At 71.9% G+C, this 25,050-nt stretch carries 26 protein-coding genes and 1 pseudogene; 12 read left to right on the top strand and 15 right to left on the bottom strand.

Annotated elements, in window-relative coordinates; translation table 11 throughout:
- From AB4039_RS23075 to AB4039_RS23065, 3 genes and pseudogenes are all read right to left on the bottom strand, one after another.
- Positions 1-238: pseudogene (locus AB4039_RS23075) on the bottom strand (hypothetical protein); the annotation flags it as partial.
- Positions 239-490: 252 nt separating this feature from the next.
- Entirely contained in the window at positions 491-1,198 is a 708-nt protein-coding gene (fomD, locus tag AB4039_RS23070) for a cytidylyl-2-hydroxypropylphosphonate hydrolase (protein WP_442271698.1), read from the bottom strand.
- Positions 1,199-1,300: 102 nt separating this feature from the next.
- Complete coding sequence (locus tag AB4039_RS23065; RefSeq protein ID WP_266841943.1) at positions 1,301-2,704, bottom strand: class II fumarate hydratase; 1,404 nt, start codon at positions 2,702-2,704, stop codon at positions 1,301-1,303.
- Between the two features lie 119 nt (positions 2,705-2,823).
- Between AB4039_RS23065 and AB4039_RS23060 the strand changes: the two genes are divergently transcribed.
- Both AB4039_RS23060 and AB4039_RS23055 read left to right on the top strand, forming a co-directional pair.
- On the top strand, positions 2,824-4,353 hold the full coding sequence (locus AB4039_RS23060; protein ID WP_266841945.1) for a ricin-type beta-trefoil lectin domain protein: 1,530 nt from the start codon (positions 2,824-2,826) through the stop codon (positions 4,351-4,353).
- 34 nt (positions 4,354-4,387) lie between these two features.
- Positions 4,388-5,008, top strand: coding sequence for a hypothetical protein (locus AB4039_RS23055; protein WP_442271697.1), 621 nt, complete (start codon positions 4,388-4,390; stop codon positions 5,006-5,008).
- Positions 5,009-5,018: 10 nt separating this feature from the next.
- Here AB4039_RS23055 and AB4039_RS23050 read toward each other — a convergent pair whose 3' ends face one another.
- Complete coding sequence (locus tag AB4039_RS23050; protein ID WP_442271696.1) at positions 5,019-5,792, bottom strand: glycerophosphodiester phosphodiesterase; 774 nt, start codon at positions 5,790-5,792, stop codon at positions 5,019-5,021.
- Positions 5,793-5,860: 68 nt separating this feature from the next.
- Here AB4039_RS23050 and AB4039_RS23045 point away from each other — a divergent pair, with 68 nt between their 5' ends.
- Positions 5,861-6,214 (top strand): hypothetical protein, encoded by a 354-nt coding sequence (locus AB4039_RS23045; protein ID WP_442271695.1) that lies wholly within the window; start codon positions 5,861-5,863, stop codon positions 6,212-6,214.
- A gap of 155 nt (positions 6,215-6,369) precedes the next feature.
- Here the strand turns inward: AB4039_RS23045 and AB4039_RS23040 are convergent, their stop codons facing one another.
- Complete coding sequence (locus AB4039_RS23040; RefSeq protein WP_266841949.1) at positions 6,370-8,037, bottom strand: fumarate hydratase; 1,668 nt, start codon at positions 8,035-8,037, stop codon at positions 6,370-6,372.
- A gap of 162 nt (positions 8,038-8,199) precedes the next feature.
- Here AB4039_RS23040 and AB4039_RS23035 point away from each other — a divergent pair, with 162 nt between their 5' ends.
- Positions 8,200-8,874 (top strand): DUF1707 SHOCT-like domain-containing protein, encoded by a 675-nt coding sequence (locus AB4039_RS23035; RefSeq protein ID WP_266841951.1) that lies wholly within the window; start codon positions 8,200-8,202, stop codon positions 8,872-8,874.
- A gap of 176 nt (positions 8,875-9,050) precedes the next feature.
- Entirely contained in the window at positions 9,051-9,449 is a 399-nt protein-coding gene (locus tag AB4039_RS23030) for a WhiB family transcriptional regulator (protein WP_371676856.1), read from the top strand.
- Between the two features lie 157 nt (positions 9,450-9,606).
- Here the strand turns inward: AB4039_RS23030 and glpX are convergent, their stop codons facing one another.
- Positions 9,607-10,638, bottom strand: coding sequence for a class II fructose-bisphosphatase (gene glpX, locus AB4039_RS23025; RefSeq protein WP_266841953.1), 1,032 nt, complete (start codon positions 10,636-10,638; stop codon positions 9,607-9,609).
- Positions 10,639-10,875: 237 nt separating this feature from the next.
- Between glpX and AB4039_RS23020 the strand changes: the two genes are divergently transcribed.
- A complete protein-coding gene (locus AB4039_RS23020; RefSeq protein WP_266844004.1) occupies positions 10,876-11,403 on the top strand; it encodes a DUF4245 domain-containing protein in 528 nt (175 codons plus the stop codon).
- 173 nt (positions 11,404-11,576) lie between these two features.
- On the opposite strand, the gene AB4039_RS23015 is transcribed toward AB4039_RS23020, so the two are convergent.
- The 4 genes from AB4039_RS23015 to AB4039_RS23000 all read right to left on the bottom strand — a co-directional run bounded on the left by AB4039_RS23015 (position 11,577) and on the right by AB4039_RS23000 (position 15,307).
- Entirely contained in the window at positions 11,577-12,167 is a 591-nt protein-coding gene (locus tag AB4039_RS23015; protein WP_442271694.1) for a malonic semialdehyde reductase, read from the bottom strand.
- A gap of 98 nt (positions 12,168-12,265) precedes the next feature.
- Positions 12,266-12,511, bottom strand: a complete 246-nt coding sequence (locus tag AB4039_RS23010; protein ID WP_030226198.1) for an exodeoxyribonuclease VII small subunit — start codon at positions 12,509-12,511, stop codon at positions 12,266-12,268.
- Positions 12,512-12,562: 51 nt separating this feature from the next.
- On the bottom strand, positions 12,563-13,900 hold the full coding sequence (gene xseA, locus AB4039_RS23005) for an exodeoxyribonuclease VII large subunit (protein WP_442271693.1): 1,338 nt from the start codon (positions 13,898-13,900) through the stop codon (positions 12,563-12,565).
- A gap of 9 nt (positions 13,901-13,909) precedes the next feature.
- Positions 13,910-15,307, bottom strand: coding sequence for an APC family permease (locus AB4039_RS23000; RefSeq protein WP_442271692.1), 1,398 nt, complete (start codon positions 15,305-15,307; stop codon positions 13,910-13,912).
- Positions 15,308-15,393: 86 nt separating this feature from the next.
- On the opposite strand from AB4039_RS23000, the gene AB4039_RS22995 reads away from it, so the two are divergent.
- On the top strand, positions 15,394-16,407 hold the full coding sequence (locus tag AB4039_RS22995) for a 4-hydroxy-3-methylbut-2-enyl diphosphate reductase (protein WP_266841959.1): 1,014 nt from the start codon (positions 15,394-15,396) through the stop codon (positions 16,405-16,407).
- Between the two features lie 32 nt (positions 16,408-16,439).
- Positions 16,440-17,195, top strand: a complete 756-nt coding sequence (gene ppgK / locus AB4039_RS22990) for a polyphosphate--glucose phosphotransferase (protein WP_266841961.1) — start codon at positions 16,440-16,442, stop codon at positions 17,193-17,195.
- Positions 17,196-17,289: 94 nt separating this feature from the next.
- Here ppgK and AB4039_RS22985 read toward each other — a convergent pair whose 3' ends face one another.
- Positions 17,290-17,748, bottom strand: a complete 459-nt coding sequence (locus AB4039_RS22985) for a DUF6542 domain-containing protein (RefSeq protein WP_266841962.1) — start codon at positions 17,746-17,748, stop codon at positions 17,290-17,292.
- 149 nt (positions 17,749-17,897) lie between these two features.
- On the opposite strand from AB4039_RS22985, the gene ychF reads away from it, so the two are divergent.
- Positions 17,898-18,986, top strand: a complete 1,089-nt coding sequence (ychF, locus tag AB4039_RS22980; protein WP_266841964.1) for a redox-regulated ATPase YchF — start codon at positions 17,898-17,900, stop codon at positions 18,984-18,986.
- 133 nt (positions 18,987-19,119) lie between these two features.
- Here ychF and AB4039_RS22975 read toward each other — a convergent pair whose 3' ends face one another.
- Together AB4039_RS22975 and AB4039_RS22970 are read right to left on the bottom strand one after the other, a co-directional pair.
- Positions 19,120-19,383, bottom strand: coding sequence for a type II toxin-antitoxin system RelE family toxin (locus AB4039_RS22975; protein ID WP_442271691.1), 264 nt, complete (start codon positions 19,381-19,383; stop codon positions 19,120-19,122).
- Positions 19,376-19,645, bottom strand: a complete 270-nt coding sequence (locus AB4039_RS22970; RefSeq protein WP_402581939.1) for a type II toxin-antitoxin system Phd/YefM family antitoxin — start codon at positions 19,643-19,645, stop codon at positions 19,376-19,378. The genes AB4039_RS22975 and AB4039_RS22970 overlap by 8 nt, the downstream gene beginning before the upstream one ends.
- 367 nt (positions 19,646-20,012) lie before the next feature.
- Here AB4039_RS22970 and AB4039_RS22965 point away from each other — a divergent pair, with 367 nt between their 5' ends.
- Together AB4039_RS22965 and AB4039_RS22960 are read left to right on the top strand one after the other, a co-directional pair.
- The gene (locus AB4039_RS22965) at positions 20,013-20,294 is read left to right on the top strand and encodes a type II toxin-antitoxin system prevent-host-death family antitoxin (protein WP_266841969.1); all 282 of its coding nucleotides are present in this window, start codon (positions 20,013-20,015) and stop codon (positions 20,292-20,294) included.
- Positions 20,291-20,545: a Txe/YoeB family addiction module toxin gene (locus tag AB4039_RS22960; RefSeq protein WP_030202317.1), complete on the top strand. Its 255-nt coding sequence runs from the start codon at positions 20,291-20,293 to the stop codon at positions 20,543-20,545. Before AB4039_RS22965 ends, AB4039_RS22960 begins: the two co-directional genes overlap by 4 nt.
- 114 nt (positions 20,546-20,659) lie before the next feature.
- On the opposite strand, the gene AB4039_RS22955 is transcribed toward AB4039_RS22960, so the two are convergent.
- The gene (locus AB4039_RS22955) at positions 20,660-21,241 is read right to left on the bottom strand and encodes a Uma2 family endonuclease (RefSeq protein ID WP_442271690.1); all 582 of its coding nucleotides are present in this window, start codon (positions 21,239-21,241) and stop codon (positions 20,660-20,662) included.
- A gap of 252 nt (positions 21,242-21,493) precedes the next feature.
- Positions 21,494-22,108 (bottom strand): DUF308 domain-containing protein, encoded by a 615-nt coding sequence (locus tag AB4039_RS22950; RefSeq protein WP_266841975.1) that lies wholly within the window; start codon positions 22,106-22,108, stop codon positions 21,494-21,496.
- A 217-nt stretch (positions 22,109-22,325) separates the two neighbouring features.
- Between AB4039_RS22950 and AB4039_RS22945 the strand changes: the two genes are divergently transcribed.
- A complete protein-coding gene (locus AB4039_RS22945) occupies positions 22,326-24,980 on the top strand; it encodes a BTAD domain-containing putative transcriptional regulator (RefSeq protein WP_442271689.1) in 2,655 nt (884 codons plus the stop codon).
- Positions 24,981-25,050: the final 70 nt, after the last annotated feature.

The following is a 25,050-nucleotide window of genomic DNA, read 5'->3' as shown; positions in this document are numbered from 1 at the left end:
CGCGGGCGCCGGCCGGGCCGGTGTCCGCCGCGTCGTGGCCGGAGGCCCGGCTGCCCTGCGGTCCGCCGCTCCCGGCGGCGCCGCGCGGGCGCGGGAGGTCGGCTGCCGGAGTCTGCGCATGCGTGCGTACGGCCTCGGCGGCCGCGATGGGGGCCTTGCCGTGGCCGGGCTCGTCCGTACCTCCGCCTGAGGCGACGGCGGGCTGCGGGCCCTCCTGGGAGGTGGGGTACTCCGTCACGCGTGGAATTCCGTCCGTTTGCGCTCGATGTGCGCTGCACTCAACTCGGTCAGTCGCGGTATACCCGCTCAGCGGCGGGGGCACCATCACCCCCGGGATCCGCGTCCCGCTCGTTACCTCTCGTTCGGCGTCGACCTCCGGTCAAGTCCCGGTCGCCGCAGGTCATTTGCGGTTACGGGGACCGGTCGGCCCCCCGCGCACGACCGGCGGAGGACGATCCTACGTTTGAACCCCGGGGGCGCATCAAGGGTCTCATGACGTCATATGCGCCGGGGTGCGGTCCCAGTCCTCGGGCAGGGCCGGAACGCCCCAGGCCGGATCGGGCCGCCAGTCCTGCCAGCCGTCGCGGAACGGGGACCCCCAGGCCTCGATCACCCCGACCGCCTCCCGCCCGGCCTCCTCCACCCGCCGGGCCTGCTCCGGGTCCATCAGTCCGGTGCGCTGGGCCTGCGCGAACTCGTCCTCGTCCCGCCAGTTCCAGCTGCGGTCCGGGTAGACGGAGATGTCGAGGAAGTGGTCCACCGAATCCACTCCGCCGGACCAGCGGACGAGGGGCTCTTCGAGGTTCACGTACCAGTTCTTGAAGCGCCAGCCGTGGTCCCAGAACAGCCAGACCGACCACGGCTCCCCGGGACGGGCCAGCTTGAGCACGCCGGCCCCGAACCAGCGCGAGCGCACGGTGGTCCGCGGCGCGGTGTAGCGGGTGGCGAGCGGCTCCTCGTGCACGGGGGTGCCGTCCGCGAGCACCGGCTTGACGCATTCGGTGCCGGGGGCCATCCACACCGCCAGCAGCTCGGCGGTGTCCCGCACCACGGTCACCGGACGGGCGATGTGGACCTGGCCCTTGAGCCCCGGGGCGTGGTCGCGGTAGCGCCAGAGGATCCGGTCCCCGGGCGCCCAGCGCGCGTCCTGTGCGGGGCGGTGCCCCGCACCGCTCACGGACCTGTGGGTACCTGTCATGCGCAGATCTTAGGGCGGCCGCCCCCGAACTGGCTGCGTTGCAGGTCGCGGAGGGGTGCGGGGACGGTAAACGACCGGATTCGGCCCCTGGGAGGGGGCCGTTCAGGGGCGGGTCATCCGCAGGACGTCCAGGGCCTCGTCCAGCTGTTCCAGGGTGAGCGCGCCCCGCTCGACGTAGCCGGACTCCAGGACGACCTCCCTGATCGTCTTCCGCTCGGCGAGGGCCCGCTTGGCGACCTTGGCCGCCTCCTCGTAGCCGATGTAGCGGTTCAGCGGGGTCACCACGGAGGGCGAGGACTCGGCGTACTCCCTGGCCCGCTCGGAATTGGCGGTGATCCCGTCCACCGTGCGGTCGGCCAGCAGCCGGCTGCCGTTGCCGAGCAGGCGGATCGATTCGAGGACGTTCCGGGCCATCACCGGGAGCATCACATTGAGCTCGAAGTTGCCGGCCGCGCCCGCCACGGCGACCGCGGTGTCGTTCCCCGTCACCTGCGCGGCGATCATCAGGACGGCCTCCGGGACCACCGGATTGACCTTTCCGGGCATGATCGAGGACCCCGGTTGCAGATCCGGCAGATTGATTTCGGCCAATCCGGTGCGCGGGCCCGACGCCATCCAGCGCAGATCGTTGCAGATCTTGGTGAGCGAGACGGCGATGGTTCGGAGCATCCCGGACGTCTCCACCAGCGCGTCCCGGGCCCCCTGGGCCTCGAAGTGGTTGCGGGCCTCGGTCAGCGGCAGCCCGGTCGCCGCGGCCACCTCGGCGATCACCGCGGCGGAGAACCCGGGAGGGGTGTTGATGCCGGTGCCGACCGCCGTGCCGCCCAGGGGCAGTTCGGCCAGCCGGGGCAGCACGGCGCGCAGCCGCTCGACGCCGTGGCGCACCTGGGCGGCGTACCCGCCGAACTCCTGGCCCAGGGTGACCGGGGTGGCGTCCATCAGGTGCGTGCGCCCGGCCTTGACCACCTCGGCGAACGCGGCCTCCTTGCGCTCCAGGGCGACGGCGAGGTGCTCCAGGGCCGGGATCAGCTCGCCGGTGACGGCGGCGGTGGCGGCGATGTGGATGGAGGAGGGGAAGACGTCGTTGGAGCTCTGTGAGGCGTTGACGTGGTCGTTGGGGTGCACGTCGCGCCCGAGCCGTTCGGTGGCCAGGGTGGCGATGACCTCGTTGGCGTTCATGTTGGACGAGGTCCCGGAGCCGGTCTGGAAGACGTCCACGGGGAAGTGGTCGTCCCAGCGGCCGTCGGCGACCTCGGCCGCGGCGGAGCGGATGGCCCGCGCCGTGTCGGCGTCCAGCACGCCCAGTTCCTCGTTCACCGCGGCCGCGGCCGACTTGATGCGGGCCAGGGCTTCGATGTGGGCGCGCTCAAGCCGCTGCCCCGAGAGCGGGAAGTTCTCCACGGCGCGCTGGGTCTGGGCGCGCCACTTGGCGTGCGCGGGGACCCGTACCTCGCCCATGGAATCGTGCTCGGTCCGGAACGCTTCGGCCTGCTGATCGTCTGTCATGTTCGTCGCCTCCTGAAAAAGTTGAGCAATTGTCTTGTTCGAAGTGTTCCCAACTCCCCTACCGACCAGTAAATACCGTGGGTAACACCGCGGGTATCACTGCAATCGGGGAGGCCTTCATGGCACGTGCGCGTACGAAACCCAGGCTCAGATCTACCTTCGCCGCCATCGCGGCGATCGCGGCCGCCCTCGGGGGCGTCACCGCCATCACCCCCATGGCCCAGGCGGCACCCGCCGCCGGCGGCTCGATCACACCCCTCTCGCCGGAACTCGAAGCCGTCCGGGCCGCCGAGGCCACCAAGATCTACGGAGACCCGGCGATCCGCCCGCTGAACGAACGCAAGACCGGGCTCATCTCGCTCGGCGACAGCGAGATCTCGGGCGAGGGCGTCGGCAACTACGACCCGGCGACCAACACGTCCGCCAACCAGTGCCACCGCTCGCCGGACTCGGCGATCCACCGCACCGGCATCCCGGCCGACCTGACCTTCAACGTGGCCTGCTCCGGCGGCTACACCGGGAACATCAGGATCGGCGGCAGCAAGCAGTACGCCGACGAGCTGGTCCAGAGCGACAGCCTCGCCGTCAAGGCCCGCAACACGAAGATCAAGATGGTGCTGCTGGTCGCCGGGGCCAACGACGACCTCCAGTTCGGCCCCGTCATGACCGACTGCGTCACCCGCTGGGTGCTCAGCCAGGGCACCTGCGAGCCCAAGTACGGCCCCGGCTGGCAGGCCCGCGTCGACGGCCTGAAGCCGAAGGTGGAGGCCACCGTCGCCGACCTCAAGACGGTCATGCGCGACGCCGGCTACGCCGACTCCGACTACAAGCTCGTCGTGATGGGCTACCCCAGTCCCATCGGCCCCGACTTCAACGACAACCCCGACTTCCCCGGCAAGCTCCCCGGAGGCTGCGCCGGCTACGACTCCGACGCCGCCTGGGGCCGCAACTACGCGGTCCCCACCTTCGAGAAGGGCATGCGCGAGGCCGCCCGCGCCTCCGGGGCCCTCTACCTGGACAACTCGCGCCTCTTCCAGGGCCACGAGGTGTGCATGGAGGACACCTGGGCCCGCGGCCTCTACCTCGACGTCGGGGACCACTTCCCGTGGGACGAGAACACCGCCCGCCAGTCCTTCCACCCCAACTACCGCGGCCACGGCGCCTTCGCGTCCTGCCTGACGCAGCTCTACGACTCCGGCCTGCGCGAGGCCTCCTGCGCCGACCCCGCCAGCACCGGGACGCCCGTCCTGCAGGCCGGCGCCTGGGACGACCTCTACAAGCCCCTCAAGAACGAGGCCACCGGCAACTGCCTCGACGACTTCGGCGGCTCCAGCGCCAACAACACCAAGGTCGTCGGCTGGGACTGCCACGGCGGCCGCAACCAGGGCTGGTGGTACGAACCCGCCCGCGGCGCCGTGCACACCGAACTCACCCAGGACCGCTGCCTGGACGTCCCCGGCGCGAACTACGGGGCCGGCACCGGTCTGATCCTGTGGAACTGCCACGGCGGCGCCAACCAGAAGTTCGTCCGCGACGGCGCCACCCTGCGCCCGGCCGCCGCCACCGGCATGTGCCTGACCGTGGCCGCCGCCCACGAACAACTGCGCCTCCAGCCCTGCGACGGCTCGGCGAACCAGCGCTTCGCGTAACCCCGCCGTCCCCTCGGACCCCCACACCCGGCCGGTGCTCTCCGGCCGGGTGATCCTCCTCCCCCGCCGCCCGCGCAACCGGACCGCCCGTACGCACGTCCGTAGCTTCCGGCAGGCCCGCCCGGGCACCCGGCACCCGGCACCCGGCGCGCGCAGATCTCCGCAAGGGAGCAGTCCGATCCTCGTCACCGCCCTCCTCATGGCCGCCCTCGGCCTCCTCGCCCTCCTCCTCTTCCTGGGCAAGGGGGTGCACTTCCTGGCGACCCGCAGGCCGGCCGTGAGCGCGAGTCCCGTGGGCAAATGGGCCGAAGCGGCCGTACTGTGCCTCGGCGCGGCCGCCCTCCTGACCGCCGCCGGCGCCCTGACGGGCCTCGACTCCCGCCCCGTGCGGCCCTGTGTGCAGGCGCTCGCCGAACACGAGGGGCCCGGCGGGTACYGCACCCCCGACGCCGACATCACCATCAGGCGGACGATGCTGCCGATCTCGGTGCTCTGCACGTTCCCCGGCGGCACCCGCGTGGAACTCGTCTCGCCCTGGGTGAACCCGCTGCTCGCGCTGTCGCTGGTCGGCGCGGCCGGATGCACGGCCGGCTGCGTACGGGCAGCCCGGGCCACCCGGCGCGGCGCACCGCGGAGCGGGCACCCGGCGTACTGAACGGCCGACCTCAGCGGCCCCGTGCCCCGAGGAGCTCGCGCACCTCGCGCGGCCGGTTGGTGATGAGGGTGTCCACCCCGAGCCGGACGCACAGCTCGACGTCCTCGGGCTCGTCCACGGTCCACACCCGCACCGCCAGCCCCTTCGCCTTCAGGCGCCCCACGAGTCCGGGGTCCTTGCGCACCAGGTCGATGCCGGGGCCCGCGTGCGTCGCGAACGGGGGACGGACCGGCCTGACCCGGCGCTCGATCAGGTACACGGCCGGCAGTCCGGGCGCGAGCCGGTGCATCCGCGTCAGCGCGGTCCGGGAGAAGCTCATCACCTCGACGAGCCCCGACGCCCCGTCGGCCAGGCCGTGGTCGCGCAGTACCCGCACCAGCTCGGCCTCCAGACGCCCGCCGGCCCGGGTGGGGTGCTTGGTCTCCACCGCCAGCCCCACGGGCCGGTCCGCGGCCAGCGCCTCCTTGAGCAGGTCCTCGAAGAGCAGCACCCGCGCCCCGCGGTGCGCGTCGCCCTTCCACCGGCCGAAGTCGAGCGCGGACAGCTCCTCGTACGTCATCTCGGAGACGACCCCGCGGCCGTCGGAGGTCCGCTCCACCGTCCGGTCGTGCACGCACACCAGCCGCCCGTCGGCACTCAGCCGCACATCGCACTCCAGCGCGTCCGCGCCGTCGGCGATGGCCTGCCGGTAGGCCTCGATGGTGTGCTCGGGGTGCGCGTACGAGGCCCCGCGATGGGCGACGACGCGCACGTCGCGGGCGGTGGGGGAGGACAGCTCAGTCATGCCGCAGACGTTATCCGGATGCGCGGTCCGACCCGTTACGGGATGCTCCACCGATCGCTGAACAGTTCGTGACGCTCCACTGCGAGCCCTGCGCCTCCTGCCACTCCGAGGCGTGGCAGCGCGTCGTGGAGGGACGGCTGCGCTGGGAGGAGCAGTCGTACTGCACCGCCCCCCAGACGGCGTTCCAATGGTGCGACGGCGGCTGGGGCCCGCCCCCGCCACGGGTCCGCGAGCGGATCGTCGCGACGGAGGGCACCGTGCGCCTCGCCGTCGGCGGGCCGGACGGCGTGCCCCTGAAGGCCGTCCGCACGATGTACGGGCTCGCACTGCCCCAGCTGCGCGAGGCCCGGGCGAACGGTCTGCACGCCACCCCGGTGGAGGCCGAGCTGCTGCGCGGAACGCGGAGCGGGCCCCGGGGCTGATCGCCCCCGGGGCCCGGTCACGGTGTCGGGGCGGCTCTGACCCCCGCCGGGCGCCGGCAGCCCGTGGGCACCCCCTGCCGTCCGGTGCGGAGGCAGACGCGGAGAGAGCCCCCGGCGGGGGCGCCGGGGGCTCTCTCAGGTCGTCTGGTGCGGGGTTACGCGAGCCCGGGACCGCGGACCGGGATGTGGGTGAACGTCGGCTCCGGGGCCGGGTTCTGGAAGAAATCGTTGCCCTTGTCGTCCACGACGATGAACGCCGGGAAGTCCTCGACCTCGATCTTCCAGACCGCCTCCATGCCGAGCTCCTCGTACTCCAGGACCTCGACCTTCTTGATGCAGTCCTGGGCCAGGCGCGCGGCCGGGCCGCCGATCGAGCCGAGGTAGAAGCCGCCGTGCGTGCCGCACGCGTCCGTCACCTGCTGCGAGCGGTTGCCCTTGGCCAGCATGACCTTGGAGCCGCCCGCCGCCTGGAACTGCTCGACGTAGGAGTCCATGCGGCCGGCCGTGGTCGGGCCGAAGGAGCCGGACGCGTAGCCCTCGGGGGTCTTCGCCGGGCCGGCGTAGTAGACCGGGTGGTCCTTCAGGTACTGCGGCATCTCCGCGCCCGAGTCCAGCAGTTCCTTGATCTTGGCGTGCGCGATGTCGCGGGCCACGACCAGCGGTCCGGTCAGGCTCAGCCGGGTCTTGACCGGGTGCTTGGTCAGGGTCGCCAGGATGTCGTCCATCGGCTGGTTCAGGTCGATGGAGACCACGTCCGAGGCCGAGTCGAGGTGCGCGTCCTCGGTCTCCGGCAGGAACCGCGCCGGGTCCGTCTCCAGCTGCTCCAGGAAGACGCCCTCGGCGGTGATCTTCGCGGTGGCCTGGCGGTCCGCCGAGCAGGACACGGCGATGGCGACCGGGAGGGACGCGCCGTGGCGGGGGAGACGGACGACGCGGACGTCGTGGCAGAAGTACTTGCCGCCGAACTGCGCGCCGATGCCGATCTTCTGGGTCAGCTCGAAGACCTGCTGCTCCAGGGCCTCGTCGCGGAAGCCGTGGCCCAGCGCGGAGCCCTCGCGGGGCAGCTCGTCCAGGTAGTGGGCGGAGGCGTACTTGGCCGTCTTCAGCGCGTGCTCGGCGGAGGTGCCGCCGACGACGATCGCCAGGTGGTAGGGCGGGCAGGCCGCCGTACCGAGGGAGCGGATCTTCTCCTCCAGGAACTTCATCATGGAGGCCTCGTTGAGGACCGCCTTGGTCTCCTGGTAGAGGAACGACTTGTTGGCGGAGCCGCCGCCCTTGGCCATGAAGAGGAACTTGTACGCGCCGCCGTCGGTCGCGTACAGCTCGATCTGCGCGGGCAGGTTCGAGCCGGTGTTCTTCTCCTCCCACATGGTGAGGGGGGCCATCTGCGAGTAGCGCAGGTTCAGGCGGGTGTACGCGTCGTAGATGCCGCGGGAGAGGGCGGCCTCGTCCGCGCCCTCGGTCAGCACGTTCTGGCCGCGCTTGCCCATCACGATCGCCGTGCCCGTGTCCTGGCACATCGGCAGGACGCCGGCCGCCGCGATGTTCGCGTTCTTGAGGAGGTCGAGCGCGACGAACTTGTCGTTCGAGCTCGCCTCCGGGTCGTCGATGATGCGGCGCAGCTGGGCGAGGTGGGCGGGGCGCAGGAAGTGCTGGATGTCGTGGATGGCCTCTTCGGCGAGCTTGCGCAGCGCCTCCGGCTCGACCTTGAGGAACGTACGGCCGTCGGCCTCGAAGGTCGAGACGCCCTCCGAGGTCACCAGCCTGTACGGGGTGGTGTCCTCGCCCAGGGGGAGCAGATCGGTGTACGCAAACTCTGGCATGACGGCAGTCATTCCTCACTCGGCAGACGGCGCTGGCGACCAATTTGGCAGCGCGGTTAACCAGCGTAGGACCTCGCCCGGTGGCTTTGTCTGTGAGGTAGGGCTCAGTCGGCCCCGGCGAGGGAGTATCGCGATCTATCGTGTCTCGCTATGCTGGCTGACGTGGACCTGGAAAAGCACCCTGCCGCCCCCGCCCCCGTCGCCGCCGCCCCCGCAGGGCTGCGCGCCTCCGACGCCGATCGGGACCGGATCGCCGAGATCCTCTCCCACGCCCTCGCCGAGGGCCGGCTGACCCCCGAAGAGCACTCCGAGCGGCTGGACTCCCTCTACGCCCTGAAGACGGTGGGAGAGCTGGACGTGCTGGTGAGCGACCTCCCGGCCGGCGCCACGGCGGCCGCCGTCCCCGCCGCCCCGGCGGGCGCACTGCCGGCCGCCGCCCTGTCCGGCCCGGTCGAGACGGTCGTCGCCGTGTGCAGCAGCTCCGCCCGCAAGGGCCGCTGGCGTCCCGGAGCCCGCACCCGCGCGGTCTCGATCCTCGGCGACATCACCATCGACCTCACCGAAGCGGTATTCGAGCAGCAGGTCACCGAGATCAACGTGACCTCCGTCCTCGGCAACGTCGAGGTGCTGGTGCCGGAGAACGTCACGCTGCGCGGCTACGGCAGCGGGGTCCTCGGCAACTTCGAGGTGCTCGGTGAGGGCGGCCCGAGCGACCCGCAGGCGCCGGTGGTCATCGTCCGCGGATTCGCGCTGCTCGGGAACATCGAGGCCCGCCCCAAGCCCGGATCCCGCCTGGTCGACCTGGCCCAGAAGCTCCGCAAGCGGCTCGACGGCTGAGCCGCCGCACGGGCCCCGGCGCGGGCCCCCGAGGCCCCGTACGGCCGGCGTGTGCCTGCGGCGTATTTCGGTCGAACCTCCCATCGGTGACGGTGCACAGTGCTTAGTGGCACGCACAGCGGGTAGGGACTGGTGCATCGTCTCTCGCTCGCGTATACGTCGTCAGGAGTAGACCCGTGCCGCATCCGCCGCATCAGTCCCTGCAGGCAGCCGCCGTCCAGAGTCTTCAGGCGCGTCCGGCCGCGGTGCCGAAGCCACGGATGCCGGCGCGGGAAGAGGACGGCCCATGGCACGCGGAGGCGGTGTGCCGGAGGGACGAGGCGGGCCTCTTCTTCGCACCCTCCAAGGAGCCGACCGCCGCCCGGCTCGCGCGCGAGGAGGCCGCCAAGCGGGTCTGCGCGCGCTGCCCCGTGATGGTCGCCTGCCGCGAGCACGCACTGCTCCAGCCCGAGCCCTACGGAGTCTGGGGCGGCCTCACCGCCGCCGAGCGCCGGGTGGTCCTGGGGCGCAGGCGCCGCCGGGCCGCCGAGCTGCTCCCCGGGGCGGGTACGCCGCCCATCGCCGCCGCCGGCTGAGCCCGTAGGCGCGCGCAGGTCCCGTACGCGCGAGCCGGTCCCCGTACACGCCGGTGGGTCTCCCCCGTGCCCCCACCGGGATCCCCGTACGACGAAGGGGCGGTCCCCCCACACCGGGACCGCCCCTTTCGCCGTGCCGTCGCCGGCCCGGCCGCTCCTACTGCGCCCGGTCGAAGTCGATCGCGCTGTACGCGCGCAGCTTCGAGAGGCGGTGGGTGGAGTCGATCTGCCGGATCGTGCCCGACTTCGAGCGCATGACCAGCGAGGACGTGGTCGCGGTCTCCGCGCGGTAGTGCACGCCGCGCAGCAGCTCGCCGTCGGTGATGCCGGTGGCCACGAAGAAGACGTTCTCGCCGGACACCAGGTCGTTGGTGTGCAGCACCCGGTCCAGGTCGTGGCCCGCGTCCAGGGCCTTCTGGCGCTCGGCGTCGTCCTTGGGCCACAGCTTGCCCTGGATCGTGCCGCCGAGGCACTTGATGGCGCAGGCCGAGATGATGCCCTCGGGGGTGCCGCCGATGCCCAGGAGCAGGTCGACGCCGGTGCCCTCGCGCACCGCCATGACCGAGCCCGCGACATCGCCGTCGGAGATGAACTTGATGCGGGCGCCGGTCTCGCGGATCTCCTTGACGATGCCCTCGTGGCGGGGGCGGTCCAGGATGACGACGGTCACGTCCTCGACGGCCATGCCCTTGGCCTTGGCGACCCGGCGGATGTTGACCGAGACGGGCGCGTTGATGTCGACGAAGTCGGCGGCCTGGGGGCCGGTGACGAGCTTGTCCATGTAGAAGACCGCGGACGGGTCGAACATCGTGCCGCGGTCGGCGGCCGCCAGGACGGCGATGGCGTTGGGCATGCCCTTGGCGTTGAGGGTGGTGCCGTCGATCGGGTCCACGGCGATGTCGACCTCGGCACCGGTGCCGTCGCCGACCTGCTCGCCGTTGAAGAGCATCGGGGCTTCGTCCTTCTCGCCCTCGCCGATGACGACGACGCCGTTCATCGAGACGGTGGAGATCAGGGTGCGCATGGCGTTGACCGCGGCGCCGTCCGCGCCGAGCTTGTCGCCACGGCCGACCCACCTGCCCGCGGCGAGTGCGGCGGCCTCGGTGACCCGGACGAGTTCCAGGGCGAGGTTGCGGTCGGGGGCTTCGGGAGAGACTTCGAGCTGGGGCGGCAGGTTGTGCTCGGTCATCGGAGCGCACCTTTCTGTACGACGACGGCCGGGATGTGAGGGTGCTGGAACTCTATCGGTACGTCGACATATTGAGCAGAGCGGGTCACTTATGAGCGGAATATCGGTCAGCGGGACGGGCTGAGCGGACACATCCCCCGTCACTCCCGTCCCGTACCGGGCTTCTTCCGCACCCGCCACGCCGACCCCGGCGCTGATCGTCCCCGGGCATGCGGGACGATGGGGGGCGTGGCAGGTATGAAAGGCAAGCAGACGGTCTGGGACATGGTGCGGTCGCTGGTGGTGATCGGCATCGTCGTGGCGGGGATCTACATCTTCCTCCCCCATGACGACTCGGCCGACCCGACGCGCACGGTGGACTACCGCGTGGAGACCATCACGGCCCGGCGCGCCGCGCCGTACCCCGTCGCGGCCCCGGTGGGGCTGCCGAAGGAGTGGCGGGCGACCTCGGTGACGTACGAGCGCAAGGACGCCAACGCCTGGCACCTGGGCTTCCTGGACCCGGACAAGCAGTACGTGTCCGTGGAGCAGTCCAGTGACGCCTCGGCGAAGTTCGTGGAGGGCGTCACCCGGGGGGCGAAGGCCACCGGGCAGACCCAGCAGGTCGGCGACCGTGCCTGGGAGCGCTGGGACGGCGAGAAGTACGACGCCCTGGTGCTCCAGCAGCAGGGCTACGTCACCGTCGTGACCGGGACGGCCTCCTTCGAGCAGCTCGGCGCGATGGCCGCGGCGCTGGAGTTCAAGCAGGGGGCGCAGGCCTCGTAGCCCCTGTGGCCCGTGGCGGGTCCGGCGCGGGGCGCCGGGTTCCCGGCCGGGCCCCAAGAGCACGATGGGCCTGAAGGGCACGAAGAGCGCGAAGAGCACGAAGAAGGCCGCCCGTCCCGGGGAAACCGGGGCGGGCGGCCTTCTTCGCGTATCCGCTCTGCGCGGGGCGGGACTCAGACGGTGGTGACGACCTGGTCGAAGTCCAGGCGCGGGGAGCGCGGGAACCAGGCGTTCTCGCCCGGCTTGCCGATGTTGACGACCATCAGCGGGGTGTGGTCGGCGTCCAGGAACTCCTTCTGGACGCCGGCGAAGTCCAGACCGGTCATCGGGCCGGCGGCCAGGCCGGCGGCGCGGACGCCGAGGATGAAGTAGGCGGCCTGCAGGGAGGCGTTGACCAGGGCGGACTGCTCGCGGACCGGGCGCTCGGAGAAGAAGGCGTCCTTGGCCTGCGGGAAGTGCGGCAGCAGCTGGGGGAGCTCCTCGTGGAACTCGTTGTCCGCGGAGAGGATCGCGACCAGCGGGGCGGCGGCGGTCTTGGCCTGGTTGCCCTCGGCCATGTGCTTCACGAGGCGCTCGCGGGCCTCGGGGGAGCGGACCAGCGTGATGCGCAGCGGGGTCTGGTTGAAGGCCGTGGGGCCGAACTTCACCAGGTCGTAGATGGCCTGGACCTGCTCCTCGGTGACCGGCTCGTCGGAGAACGAGTTGGCGGTGCGGGCCTCGCGGAACAGCAGGTCCTGAGCGGCGGCGTCGAGCACGAGAGACATCGGTAAGCCTTCTTCTGTACGGAGGTGAAGCGCGACGTCTCCGACTCTACGACGAAAGTAGATGAAATTTCAACTAAATTGGCCTGGCGAGACCTGGATCACTCTTCGCGGCCCCCCTCGCGGCCGTCGCCGTCCCCGGCCGCCTCCCGGGCCGCCAGCGCCGAGTCCAGCCGGGCGCGGGCCCCCTCCAGCCAGTGCCGGCAGACCTGCGCCAGCTCCTCGCCGCGCTCCCAGAGCGCGAGGGACTCCTCCAGGGAGGTGCCGCCGGCCTCCAGCCTGCGGACGACCTCGACGAGTTCGTCGCGGGCCTGTTCGTACCCCAGCGCGGTGTCGCTCTCAGTCATTCCCGTTCCCATCGTATCTGTGCACAACAACGAATGTGTTGCCGGAACTTGTCATCCTCCAGCGGCCTTCGAGGTGGCCTCCAGCGGGGATTCCGGCGCGGTTTCCGGGGCGGTTTCCGGGCCGGTTCGCGGTGTGGTTTCCGGGCCGGCTCCGGACGCCTCCCCGTCGCTCTCCCCGGGCGCCGCCGTGACCTCCACCGCGAACTCGCCCGCCGCCACCCGCGCCCGCAGCACCTGCCCCGGCGCGACCTCGTCGGGCGCCCGCACCACGTGCCCGTCCGCCCGCTGGAGCACGGCGTACCCCCGCTCCAGGGTGGCCGCGGGGGACAGCGCGAGGACCCGGGCCCGGGTGTGCTCCAGCTCGGAGTCGGCCCGGTCCAGCAGGTGCCCCAGCGTGCGCCGGCTGCGGGCCAGCAGCGCCTCCAGCTCGGACTCCCGGGTCTCCACCATCCGCCGCGGGTGCACGAACACCGGCCGGGCCAGGGCGTGCGCGAGTCCCCGCTCCTCCCGGTCCAGCAGGCCGCGCAGCGCGCGCAGCCCCCGGCCCTGGAGCTGGCGCACCCGCTCCATCTCCTCGCCGACGTCCGGGACCACCTTCTTCGCGGCGTCCGTCGGTGTGGAGGCCCGCAGGTCCGCCACCAGGTCCAGCAGCGGCGAGTCCGGCTCGTGCCCGATCGCCGAGACCACCGGCGTACGGGCCGCCGCGACCGTCCGTACGACCTCCTCGTCGGAGAAGGGCAGCAGGTCCTCCACGCTGCCCCCGCCGCGGGCCACGATGATCACGTCCACATCGGGCCGGGCGTCGAGCTCCTTGACCGCCTGCACCACCTGCGGCACCGCGTTCACCCCCTGCACGGCCACGTTGCGCACCTCGAAGCGCACCGCGGGCCAGCGCCGCCGGGCGTTCTCCAGCACGTCCCGCTCGGCCGCCGAGGCCCGCCCCACCACCAGCCCGATCAGCTGCGGCAGGAACGGCAGCGGCTTCTTGCGGTCCAGCGCGAACAGGCCCTCGGCGGCCAGCGACCGCTTCAACCGCTCCAGCCGGGCCAGCAGCTCCCCGATGCCGACCGGGCGGATCTCGGTGACCCGCAGGGACAGCTGCCCGCGCGGGGCGTACCACTCCGGCTTGGCCAGGACGACGACCCGCGCGCCCTCCGACGCCGCGTCCGCGACCTCCTCCCAGACCTGCCGGAAGCAGGTCACGCTGACGGAGATGTCGTGCGACGGGTCCCGCAGCGTCAGGAACACCACCCCCGCCCCCGGCCGCCGGGACAGCTGCGTGATCTGCCCCTCCACCCACACCTGGCCCAGCCGGTCGATCCAGCCCCCGATGAGCCGGGACACCTGACCGACCGGCAGCGGCGCATCAGCCGACGTATTCAGACCCATGCACGCAGGCTAGCCGCCGGGGCCGACACCCGTACCGGGCCCGTCGGCCACGGCCCCGGCGCGTCGGCCGCGCTGGGCCGCCAGGACGCACAGCCCCACCAGCAGCCACACCGCCCCCACGAGCTGCGCCGTCCAGGACGCCCCGACGATCACGGCCACGGTCACGGCGGCGCCCAGTACGGGAAACACCAGGTGCTTCCACCAGATCGGCGGGCCCTCCATGCGCCGCACCACGAACCAGCCCACCACCGAGGCGTGCAGCAGCGTGAAGGCCGTCAGCGCGCCGATGTCCACCACGGAGACCAGGTGGTCGAGCCCGTCGTCGCGGCGGGCCGCCCACACCGCCGCCACCAGCGTCACCGTGGCCGCGACCAGCAGCGCCACCCTCGGGGTGCCGCCCGAAGTGCGCGCCAGAACGCCCGGCAGCCGCCGCTCCCGGGCCATCGCGAACAGCAGCCGCCCGGCCGCGGCCTGCCCGGCCAGCGCCGCGAAGGCCGCCCCGACCGCCTTGCTCGCCGCCACCAGGTCGTGCAGCCACCCCCCGACCGAGGCCTCGACGGCGTCGTAGAAGGCCGGCCCCTGCAGCGCCGGGTCGGCGGCCAGCTCCGCCGAGGAGACCGGGGTGAGCAGCACCGCGAGGTAGGTCTGGGCCAGGAACAGCACTCCGGTCAGCGCCAGGCAGAACAGCACCGCCCGCGCCACCCGGGCCGAGCCCCCGGTCACCTCCTCCGCGAAGGAGACGATGGCGTCGAAGCCCAGGTAGGACAGGACCGCGATCGATACCGCGCCCAGGACGGCGGCCGTCGAGAAGCCCAGCGAGCCGTCGCCGGTCAGCGGCGACAGCCAGCCGCGCCGGGCCCCGTCCCGGACCAGTACGGTCACCGCCGAGACGAGGAAGACGAGCAGGACCAGGAGCTCCATGCCGAGCACCGCGAAGCCCACGCGCGCGGCCGCCCGTACGCCCCACAGGTTCAGCAGGGTGGTGATCACCACCGCCAGCGCCGTCCACACCCAGCGGGACACCTCCGGGACCAGCGCGTTCATCGCGATCCCGGAGAAGAGGTACGCGACCGCCGGGATCAGCAGGTAGTCCAGCATCGCCATCCAGCCGGCGATCAGCCCCGGCCCCTCGCCCAGCGCCTTGCGGGCGTAGGTGAACACCGAGCCCGCCTGCGGGGCCACCCGCACCATCTGCGCGTACGAGAAGGCCGTCAGCGCCATCGCGGCCGTCGCGACGAGGTAGACGAGCGCGACGGCGCCGTGCGACCTGGCGTCCAGGGTGCCGAAGACCCCCACCGGGGCCATGGGGGCGATGAAGAGGAGGCCGTAGACGACCAGGTCCCGGAATCCGAGGCTCCGCCGCAGGGCGGTGGGCGGGACGGTGGTGGAATCCGTAGCGGATGCCATCGTTCCTCCGAGGGATCGCCGGTATGGACGTTCGACCAAGTGTGTGCCGAACGGGGGACGTCCAGCCTGCTGGAGACCCCCGTACGATGGAGCGTATGACTGCTCCCGCCCCCGCTTCCGCATCCCGCCGCGTCCTGCTCGCCGCCCCGCGCGGCTATTGCGCGGGAGTGGACCGCGCCGTGATCGCTGTCGAGACGGCCCTCCAGCAGTACGGTGCGCCGGTCTACGTCCGCCACGAGATCGTGCACAACAAGTACGTCGTCCAGACGCTGGAGAAGAAGGGCGCCATCTTCGTCGAGCGGACGGAGGAGGTCCCGCCCGGCTCCATCGTGATGTTCTCCGCGCACGGCGTGGCGCCGGTGGTGCACGAGGAGGCCGCCCGCGGCAAGCTCGCGACGATCGACGCGACCTGCCCGCTGGTCACCAAGGTGCACAAGGAAGCCGTCCGGTACGCGAACGAGGACTTCGACATCCTCCTCATCGGCCACGAGGGCCACGAGGAGGTCATCGGAACCTCCGGCGAGGCCCCGGACCACATCACCATCGTCGACGGCCCGGACGACGTCGCGAAGGTCGAGGTGCGCGACGAGTCGAAGGTCGTCTGGCTCTCGCAGACCACGCTCTCGGTCGACGAGACGATGGAGACGGTCGACGCGCTGAAGACGAGGTTCCCCCTGCTCGTCTCGCCTCCCAGTGACGACATCTGCTACGCCACCTCCAACCGGCAGGCCGCGGTCAAGGTCATGGGCGCCGACTCGGACCTGGTCATCGTGGTCGGGTCGAAGAACTCCTCGAACTCGATCCGACTGGTCGAGGTCGCCCTCGATGCCGGCGCGGGCGCCGCGTACCTGGTCGACTTCGCGAGCGAGATCGACGAGGCCTGGCTGGAGGGCGTCACGACGATCGGCCTGACCTCGGGCGCCTCGGTGCCGGAGGTCCTGGTCGAAGAGGTCCTGGAGTGGCTGGCCGCCCGCGGCTACGCGGACGTGGAGATCGTCAAGACCGCCGAGGAGTCCATCGTCTTCTCCCTCCCCAAGGAACTGCGCCGCGACCTGCGCGCGGAGGCCGCCGAACTGGTCGCCGGGGGCTCGGACGAGTAGCCTGCCGGGCCCGGCGTTCGTACGGTGAGTCCATGCAGATCTTCGGTGTGGACATCGGCGGTTCCGGGATCAAGGGCGCTCCCGTGGACTTGGACCGCGGCGAGCTGGCGCATGAGCGCCACAAGGTACTGACACCGCATCCGGCCACCCCCGAGGGGGTGGCCGGATGCGTCGCAGAGGTGGTCGGCGCGTTCTCCTGGAAGGGCCCGGTGGGGGTCACCTTCCCGGGTGTCGTCACGGGTGGAGTCACCCGCTCGGCCGCCAACGTCGACAAGGCGTGGGTGGGTACGGACGCCGCCGCCCTGCTCTCGCGGGAGCTCGACGGCCTGCCGGTCGCCGTCCTCAACGACGCGGACGCGGCGGGCGTCGCGGAGATGACGTACGGGGCCGGGCGCGGCCGGGGCGGCACCGTCATCCTCCTCACCCTGGGCACCGGCATCGGCAGCGCCCTCTTCACGGACGGGCGGCTCGTGCCGAACTCGGAACTCGGCCACCTGGAGCTCAAGGGCCACGACGCGGAGACCCGGGCGTCGGTGAAGGCCAAGGAGGACGGTGACCTCACCTGGGAGCGCTGGGCGCACCGCCTGCAGAAGTACCTGGCCCACGTCGAGATGCTCTTCTCCCCGGACCTCTTCATCCTCGGCGGCGGGGTCAGCCGCAAGCCGGAGAAGTTCCTGCCGCTGATCCAGGACATCCGGGCGGAGATCGTCCCGGCGAAGCTCCAGAACAACGCGGGCATCGTCGGCGCGGCGATGGCCGCCCGCGACCTGGCGCGGCAGGCGGGGTAGGCGGGGCAGGCGGGGCAGGCGGGGCAGACGGGGCAGACGGGTCCGACGGGTCCGACGGGTCCGACGGGTCGGGCGCGTCGGGCGCGTGGGCGGATCAGGCGGTGCTGCGGCGGGCGGCGCGCCGCCGCCCGCTCAGCGCGGCGCGCCGCACCAGGGCGATCAGGGCGGCGACCAGCGTGCCCGCGTAGAGCCAGCCGGCGTGCAGGGACAGCGCCGACACCACCCCCATCAGCTGCCCGCCGACGCCGCCGGAGGCGCCCGACACGGGCCAGACCCCGGCGGCGAAGGCGATGGGTACGGCCACGGGCGCGGTGACCAGGTCGGCCGGCCGCACCCACGCGGCGGTCGCGGCGGCCACGGGGAGGAAGAGCAGCCCGTACGCGAAGAGCGAGGAGTCGAAGAGCAGCCAGGAGAGCCCGGCGGCCAGGAGCATCGCGACGCAGGCGAACAGCCCGCCACCGAGCCCGGTCAGCCGGGGCCGGGGCAGCCGCCGCCCGCCCCGGGCCGCCGGGGGCCGGGAGACGCGCACCTGAGGGTGACCTGTCGAACGCATCCTGTATTGCTCCACCCCACCAACCTAGGCGGGAGGCCCCCCGGATCGGCCCCCGGACACGCGTACATCCACCGGCGCTCATCGGAAAGTAAACTGTCCGACGGCCCACTCCGGGCCGCCGCCCCCTCCAGCTACGGGAAGTCGCCAACGTGTCGCTCACGATCGGAATCGTCGGCCTGCCTAATGTCGGCAAGTCGACCCTTTTCAACGCCCTGACCAAGAACGACGTGCTGGCGGCCAACTACCCGTTCGCCACCATCGAGCCGAACGTCGGCGTCGTCGGCGTGCCGGACCCGCGCCTGGCCGTCCTGGCCGGCATCTTCGGCTCCCAGAAGGTCCTCCCCGCCACGGTCGACTTCGTCGACATCGCGGGCATCGTGCGCGGCGCCTCGGAGGGCGAGGGCCTCGGCAACAAGTTCCTCGCGAACATCCGCGAGTCGGACGCGATCTGCCAGGTCATCCGCGCCTTCAAGGACGAGAACGTCGTCCACGTCGACGGCAAGGTCTCGCCCAAGGACGACATCGAGACGATCAACACCGAGCTGATCCTCGCGGACCTCCAGTCCATCGAGAAGGCGGAGCCGCGCCTGACGAAGGAGTCCCGCCTCCAGAAGGAGAAGGTCGCGGTCCTGGCGGCCGTCGTCGAGGCGAAGAAGATCCTGGAAGCGGGCGACACCCTCTTCTCGAAGGGCATCACCAAGGGCACGGAGCAGGGCGACCTCCTCCACGAGCTGCACCTCCTCACCACCAAGCCCTTCCTCTACGTCTTCAACGTGGACGAGGACGAGCTGACGGACGACGCCTTCAAGGCGGAGCAGTCCGCCCTGGTCGCCCCGGCCGAGGCCATCTTCCTGAACGCGAAGCTGGAGCAGGACCTCTCGGAGCTCGACGACGAGGAAGCCCTGGAGCTCCTCCAGTCGGTCGGCCAGGACGAGCCCGGCCTCGCCACCCTCGGCCGCGTCGGCTTCGCCACCCTGGGCCTCCAGACCTACCTGACGGCAGGCCCGAAGGAAACCCGCGCCTGGACCATCAAGCAGGGCGCCACCGCCCCCGAGGCCGCGGGCGTCATCCACACCGACTTCCAGCGCGGCTTCATCAAGGCCGAGGTCATCTCCTTCGCGGACCTGGTCGAATGCGGCTCGGTCACGGAAGCCCGCGCGAAGGGCAAGGCCCGCATGGAGGGCAAGGAGTACGTCATGCAGGACGGCGACGTGGTGGAGTTCCGCTTCAACGTGTGACCGGTTAGTTACTGCATGTGAGGCGGTTCGTCAAGCGTGCAGGTCAGAAGGGGTCGACTCCTCCGGGAGTCGACCCCTTCGTCGTCACCGTGCTGGATGGGTGCTGGATACTGTGACGCCGGATCAGCCGGCGTCAGGTGTCGTAAGCGGTGGAGCGGTGCCCGACGTGTACGACCCACACCACGAGCTCTCCGTTGTCGATCGTGTAGACGACTCGGTAGTCGCCGACCCGCAGGCGCCGACGCTCGGGCTGCGATACGAGAGCGGTGGTGTTGAAGCCGAGCGGGTCGCTCTCCAGCTCGGTCAGCTTGGCCAGGATGCGCAGCGCCATGTCACGAGGAATCTTCCGGAGCTCGGCCTGCGCCTCGGGTCGGAGGGTGGTGCGGTACTCACTCACTGCGCGCCAGCGTCTCCCTCATGACGTCCTCGATCGGGATGCCGGGTGCCGGATTGGCCATGCGCTCGTCGATGATCCGGTTGATCTCGCGCTCTTCCCACTCCTGGTACTTGCGCAGGACCTCGATGGAGACGACCGCGGCCACTTCCTTGCCTCGGCGCGTGATCACCGTGGGCACGTCGTCCCGATCGGCTCGCTCGACGACCTCGGCCAGGTGTGCGCGCACATCGCGGATGGACTCTATGGGCAGTGGCTGCGTCATGTGCCCAAGCGTACCGAGTGTGCCATGTGTACACCACTGCGGAAATGGGGTCGGTCATGTGGTGCTGGATAAGCCCGCACCGTGCTGGATGGGTGCTGGATAGCTGCGTTCGGGACCGCGTTTTCGCAGGTCACAGCTCTGTGGTGAACGTTCCGCTTCAACGTGTAAGCGTGTGCATCAGCACCACGTCTCACGCCGGGGCACATACGCAGGTCAGAAGGGCCCACCTCTTCGGAGGTGGGCCCTTGGCCTTTTCCCGTGCGGGGATGGTGCTGGGACGGCTGGCCAGCCATCAACGGCTTTTCCTCCTGAATGACGCCCAGAGTGGTACGTTATTAGGTACCACTTTGAGGGAAGAGGTCAGGTCGTGTCGATAACTGCGAGTGAAGCACGCAAGGAGCTCTTCCCGTTGATCAAGAAGGTCAACGAGAACCACGAGGCCATCGAGATCGTCTCGAAGCACGGCAACGCCGTGCTCGTCTCGGCCGAGGACTACGCGGCGCTGCGCGAGGGCTCGTACCTGCTGCGCTCTCCGGTGAACGCTCGCCGGCTCCTCAAGGCGTACGAGAACGCCCTTGCGAACACCAACGTGTCGGAGCGCGAGCTGATCGATCCGGACTCGGCGGACGCGGGTACAGGTGCCGCGTGAGGCTTGTCTTCGAGGACCAGGGCTGGGAGGACTACACGTCCTGGCTCAAGAACGACCGCAAGATGCTCGCCCGGATCAACAAGCTCATCGAGGACGTCAGGCGTGACCCGTTCTCAGGGATCGGCAAGCCCGAACCGTTGAAGTACCACCTGCCTGGCGCGTGGTCGCGGCGGATCGACGACGAACACCGCCTCGTCTACCTGGTGACGGACAAGGAGATCATCGTCCTCGCGGCCCGCTACCACTACTGACCGCCCGTGCGGGGATGGTGCTGGGATGACATGCTCGGAATGCGGGTCAGAAGGGGTCGGACTCTGGGGAGTGCGAGCCCTTCTGTGTTCCCGTGCTGACTTGATGCCGACTCTTCAGTTGCCCCGCGGCGGTGTGAGCTTGTCGAGGTCCAGGCTGATGGCGAAGGGCACCGGGCGCTGGAGGGTGCCCCGGAAGATGCCGGCGGGCGCGTAGGCGCCGGTGAGTCCGTCGAGCTCGTAGACGTGGACGACGGGTGCGCCGTCCTCGTCCTCGATGCACCAGTAGTGCGGGATGCCGGCCTCCGCGTACTTGCGAAGTTTTACTGTGCGATCTCGATGGGCGGACTCGGGTGACACGGCCTCCACGACGAGCTTCACGGCCTCCGGGGCGTACCAAGTCCGGTCAGGGCCGTAGGGCAGATCGGTCAGCAAGAGGTCCGGCTCGGGGCGGTTGCGGGCATCGAGGCGGATCGTCATCTCCCGCTCGACCTCGAAGCCGGCCGGCGCCTGCGCCATGAGTGCGGCGGTCAGGGCGCTGATGAGGCGTCCATGCCAGGAACGCCGGGGCGACCTCATGAAGACGAGGGCTCCATCGATCAGCTCGGTGTGGCGGGGTGCCTCGGGGAGGCGGTCGAGGTCCTCCGCGAACCAGCCTTCCGCGCGCGGCGGGCGCATCCAGTCGGGCAGTGCGGTCATGAGCCAACCCTAGCGATCGAGGCCGTCCGGAGGGGCGTTGTGCTGCTGATCCACAGTCGGTGCGCGGATGTCGTCGGGATGCTTGAGGCCGCCTCGCCGCTGGTGCCCGACGGACGGCCGGATCACGCTGTACGAGACCGCAGTGATGTGCGGGACGGCGGGGATCCTGGAGGTCCGGCCTCCGTCGGGGTGCGAGGGGCAGGCGACACAGATCCCGGCGGCACGGCACGGCACGGCACCGTCGCCGACTGCTCATCCCGGCCGTGCAGGCGTGATGCGGCGGGTCGCGGAGCGCAGTACGAAGGCCATCACCACTTCGAACACGCCGAGCAGGACGAGCCAGAGGCCCAGCAGCCGTGTCAGGGCGACCGCGGAGTTCACCGGGAAGCAGAGCACGACGATGCCGGCGATGACGCCGAGGGCGCCCAGGCCGAAGAGCAGGCCGCGGTGTACGAGGGCGTGGTCGGCGATCGCGGTGTACGCCGTGAGCACTCCGCTCAGCAGCCAGAACACCCCGAGGATCAGGGACAACGCGCCGATCGTCTGCATCGGGTGCCGCAGTACCAGGACGCCCGCCAGGAACGCCAGCATGGAGATCAGGACGCCCGCCAGTCTGCTGCCGCCCCGGTCGCCGCCGTGCGAGAAGGCCGAGACGAAACGGAAGCCGCCCGCCACCAGGAGCTGCAGTCCGATGATCACGGCCAGGACGTGCAGGGTCTCGTCGGGCCAGACGAGGATCAGGATGCCGGGGATCAAGGTCGCGAGGGCGAAGCCGAGTGCCCAGCGCCACGAGCTTCCGAGCTGCTTGAGGACGTCCTCGGGGTCGCTGTGCGTGTACTGCGGTGCCGCGTCGGGGGATACGGTCATCACGCCTCCTGGGCCAGCCGAGCGGCCCGCAGGGGCGCCCTGGAGCCGCCGGACATGCCGTGACTGCTTTTAGGCCATTTTAGGTCGATATGGGCTTGCCTGCTGATCCGGCGGCCCCGGGGTGTCCGCAGGTTCGGTGGGGAATCCGGTGGGAGTCCGGTGGGTGGATCTTGGTGCGTATCCTCGGGGTTCGCAGGGGGAGCGTGGGAGGCAACAGGTGGAGATCCGGCTGCTCGGGACCGTCGCCGTCGTGACGGAGCGCGGGGACGTCGCGCTGGGGCCCGCCAAGCGCTCCAGCCTGCTGGCCATGCTGGCGTTGCGGCCCAACACCGCGGTCCGGGTGAGCCGGCTGATCGAGGCCCTCTGGGAGGACGAGCCGCCCGCCCGGGCCCGGACCGTGCTGCAGGGGCACGTCTCGCGGCTGCGCGCCCTGCTGGCCCAGTGCGGGGCCCCGGCGTACGGGGTGGAACTCGCCACCCAGGGCACGGCGTACGTGCTGCGGATGCCGGAGTCCCTCGTGGACGCGCACCGCTTCGAGGAGCTCGTCGCCCTGGCCCGGGTGCAGCGTCGGCCCGCCGACGCCGTCCTGATGCTGCGCGAGGCGCTCTCCCTCTGGCAGGGGCCCGCGCTCACCGGAACCGTGCAGAGCTCGCACCTGCAGGCCGAGGCGAGCGGCCTGGAGGAGCTGCGGCTGGCCTCGGTGGAAGCGCTCGCCGGGGCGTACGGACGGCTCGGCGAGCACGGCATGGCCGCCGCCGTGCTCCGTACCGAGGCCGTCGCGCACCCGCTGCGCGAATCCCTGGCGGCCGCGCTGATGCTGGCCCTGGGCCGCTCCGGGCGGCAGTCGGACGCCATCGGCTGGTACCACCGCACCCGCCGGATGCTCGGCGAAGAGCTCGGCGTGGACCCCGGGGAGGCGCTCGACGCCGCCTACGCGGAGCTGCTGCGTTCGGCCGGCCCCGCCTCGCGGCGGCGGTCCGCCGCGCCCGCCCCGGCCGCCGAGGCGGTGGTTCCCGAGCTGCTGCCGCGTCCGCCGCGCGGGTTCACCGGGCGGGACGCCGAACTGGCGGAGCTCACCCGGGCCGTCGGGGCGGGTGGCGCGGCCGTCCGCCTGGTCACCGGGCCCGCCGGAGTCGGCAAGACCGCCTTCGCCGTGCACTGGGCCCACCAGCGGCGCGCCGACTTCCCCGCGGGCCGGCTCTTCGCCGACCTCCGCGGCTTCAGCGACACCCAGCCGCCCGAAACCGGCGCCGTCCTGCGGGAGTTCCTCCTGGCCCTGGGCGTGTCGCCGGAGGGGATGCCGGAGACGGCCGACGCGATGGGCGCGCTGTTCCGCGCGCTCACCGCGGGGCGCCGGCTGCTCCTCGTACTCGACGACGCGCGCTCCTCCGAGCAGGTCCGGCCCCTGCTCCCCGGCGGCGACCACTGCACGACGCTGGTCACCAGCCGCAACCGGCTCGGCGGACTCATCGCCTCCGACGCCGCCCGGCCGCTGCCCCTGGGCCACCTCCCGCCGGCCGACGCGCGGGCCCTGCTCGCCGACGTGCTGGGTGCGCCCCGGGTCGAGGCCGAACCGGAAGCCGCCGCCCGGCTGGCCGCCCTCTGCGACGGGCTCCCCCTGGCACTGCGCGTGACGGCGGCCCGCCTGGCCGAGCGGCCGGAGTGGGCGCTCGGCGCCATGGTCGGCGAACTGGCCGACGAACAGGGGCGGCTGGCGGCCCTGAACGTCGAGGACACCGGGGTCTCGGCCGCGCTGCGCCTCACCGTGCAGCAACTGCCCGACTCCGCGGCCCGGATGTTCCGTGCGCTCGGCCTGCACACCGCGGGCGACCTGGACCGCTTCGCGGCCGGCGCGCTCGCCGGGACCTCGCCCGCGCAGGCCTCCGCCGACCTGGACCGGCTCGCCGCGGCCCACCTGATCGGCGAGCCCGTTCCGGGCCGCTGGTCGTCCCACGACCTGGTACGCCTCTACGCCCGCGAGCTCGCCCCGCAGGCGGACCCCGAGGGCCTGCGCCGCCTCCTCGACCACTACCTCTACACGGGACTCGCGGCCGACGCCGCCGCCGAGCCGGGCTCCCAGCCCTGCTACGCGCTGCCCACCGACTTCCGCAGGCCCCCGGCGATCCGGGAGTTCGAGGACCGCCGCGCCGCACTGGCCTGGTACGAGGCGGAGCGCCCGGCCCTGGAGGGGGCGGTCGCCACCGCCGCCGCCCTGGGCCTGCACGACCGGGCCTGGCGGCTGGCCCTCGTACCGTGGCCACTGGTGTTGTGGCGGATCGGGAACGGCTGGGTACCGCTCCTGGAGGCCGGGCTGCGCTCGGCGGAGCACGAGGAAGACCCCGACGCGCAGTCGCGCACCCGGGCCCTGCTCGGCTGGGTGCTGCACGGGGAGGGCCGCGACGCCGAGGCCCTCGTACACCTGGAGCAGGCGCCGCCGCTGGCCGCGCGGGCCGGTGACGGGATCGGCGAGGCCATCGCCTACGCGAACCTCGGCGCGGTCCTGGACTCCACCGGGCGGCACGAGCGGGCCGGGGAGCTGATGTCCCGGGCGGTCGGGCTCGCCACGCGGACCGGTCATCCCTCCACGCGGGTGCTGACCCTCCAGCACCTGGCCCGGCACTGTCTGCGGACGGGGGCCCACGAGGAGGCGCTCGCGCACGTCGTGCGCGCGGAGGGGCTCGTCCCCGACGGGATGGAGGTCGGCCGGGCGCAGCTGCAGATCGTCCGGGGCGAGGCCCTGGCCGGCCTCGGCCGGGTCGAGGAGGCCGTCGGCCAGCTCGGACGGGCCGCGGCGGCGGCGGACGCGGCCGGGTTCACGGACGGTGCGCGGCGGGCGGGGGAGCTGCTGTCGCGGTTGGCAGCGGATCGTTAGCGGCGCGCAAGCGGAACGGCAGCGCCCGGCCGGAGGCTGTGGTCAGCACCGCCCACGTGCACCGCACCCG

It is taken from the genome of Streptomyces sp. M-16, from assembly GCF_052114405.1.
Taxonomy (GTDB): domain Bacteria; phylum Actinomycetota; class Actinomycetes; order Streptomycetales; family Streptomycetaceae; genus Streptomyces.
The sequence above is the reverse complement of the archived record's forward strand: the minus strand, read 5'-3'. Positions and strand labels throughout refer to the sequence as shown.

What these genes read in the sequence shown, in the direction of transcription:
- AB4039_RS23050 (WP_442271696.1), bottom strand. Translation starts at nt 5,792, where the DNA reads ATGACTGAGCTGTCCTCCCCCACCGCCCGCGACGTGCGCGTCGTCGCC.
- glpX (WP_266841953.1), bottom strand. Translation starts at nt 10,638, where the DNA reads ATGACCGAGCACAACCTGCCGCCCCAGCTCGAAGTCTCTCCCGAAGCC.
- AB4039_RS23065 (WP_266841943.1), bottom strand. Translation starts at nt 2,704, where the DNA reads ATGACAGACGATCAGCAGGCCGAAGCGTTCCGGACCGAGCACGATTCC.
- AB4039_RS22970 (WP_402581939.1), bottom strand. Translation starts at nt 19,645, where the DNA reads ATGACGCAGCCACTGCCCATAGAGTCCATCCGCGATGTGCGCGCACAC.
- AB4039_RS22985 (WP_266841962.1), bottom strand. Translation starts at nt 17,748, where the DNA reads ATGCGTTCGACAGGTCACCCTCAGGTGCGCGTCTCCCGGCCCCCGGCG.
- ppgK (WP_266841961.1), top strand. Translation starts at nt 16,440, where the DNA reads ATGCAGATCTTCGGTGTGGACATCGGCGGTTCCGGGATCAAGGGCGCT.
- AB4039_RS22955 (WP_442271690.1), bottom strand. Translation starts at nt 21,241, where the DNA reads ATGACCGCACTGCCCGACTGGATGCGCCCGCCGCGCGCGGAAGGCTGG.
- xseA (WP_442271693.1), bottom strand. Translation starts at nt 13,900, where the DNA reads ATGGGTCTGAATACGTCGGCTGATGCGCCGCTGCCGGTCGGTCAGGTG.
- AB4039_RS23040 (WP_266841949.1), bottom strand. Translation starts at nt 8,037, where the DNA reads ATGCCAGAGTTTGCGTACACCGATCTGCTCCCCCTGGGCGAGGACACC.
- AB4039_RS23060 (WP_266841945.1), top strand. Translation starts at nt 2,824, where the DNA reads ATGGCACGTGCGCGTACGAAACCCAGGCTCAGATCTACCTTCGCCGCC.
- AB4039_RS22950 (WP_266841975.1), bottom strand. Translation starts at nt 22,108, where the DNA reads ATGACCGTATCCCCCGACGCGGCACCGCAGTACACGCACAGCGACCCC.
- AB4039_RS23020 (WP_266844004.1), top strand. Translation starts at nt 10,876, where the DNA reads ATGAAAGGCAAGCAGACGGTCTGGGACATGGTGCGGTCGCTGGTGGTG.
- AB4039_RS23015 (WP_442271694.1), bottom strand. Translation starts at nt 12,167, where the DNA reads ATGTCTCTCGTGCTCGACGCCGCCGCTCAGGACCTGCTGTTCCGCGAG.
- AB4039_RS23010 (WP_030226198.1), bottom strand. Translation starts at nt 12,511, where the DNA reads ATGACTGAGAGCGACACCGCGCTGGGGTACGAACAGGCCCGCGACGAA.
- AB4039_RS23000 (WP_442271692.1), bottom strand. Translation starts at nt 15,307, where the DNA reads ATGGCATCCGCTACGGATTCCACCACCGTCCCGCCCACCGCCCTGCGG.
- fomD (WP_442271698.1), bottom strand. Translation starts at nt 1,198, where the DNA reads ATGACAGGTACCCACAGGTCCGTGAGCGGTGCGGGGCACCGCCCCGCA.
- AB4039_RS22995 (WP_266841959.1), top strand. Translation starts at nt 15,394, where the DNA reads ATGGAGCGTATGACTGCTCCCGCCCCCGCTTCCGCATCCCGCCGCGTC.